1 pseudogene is annotated in these 332 nt (G+C 70.8%); it reads left to right on the top strand.

Annotation, left to right across the window (positions count from 1 at the left end):
* A pseudogene (locus tag BRSPCE3_RS35890) lies at positions 1-332 on the top strand (threonine-phosphate decarboxylase); the annotation flags it as partial.

The following is a 332-nucleotide window of genomic DNA, read 5'->3' as shown; positions in this document are numbered from 1 at the left end:
GAGCTGGTGTCTGCGCTACGCGAGGCGCTGGGGCACTGGACCGTCAACGGCCCCGCCCGTGCTGTGGTACGTGCGACGCTGGCCGATACCGCTTGGCAAGTTTCAACGCGCGCGCAACTCCAGCCTGCCGGCGCACGGCTCTCGGCGTTGCTTGATCGCCACGGGCTGCCGAATGCCGCCACCCCGCTGTGTGCCTGGGCATCCGCCCCACGCGCGCAAGCGCTGCATGCAAGCCTGGCGCGCCTCGGCATCTGGACCCGCCTGTTCGATGCGCCCATCAGCGGCTTGCGCTTCGGCCTGCCCCCGGATGAGCCCGGATGGCAACGCCTTGC

It is taken from the genome of Bradyrhizobium sp. Ce-3, assembly GCF_022835695.1.
Lineage (GTDB): Bacteria > Pseudomonadota > Alphaproteobacteria > Rhizobiales > Xanthobacteraceae > Bradyrhizobium.
Note: the sequence above shows the minus strand (reverse complement) of the source record. Positions and strands in the feature narration are given on the sequence as shown.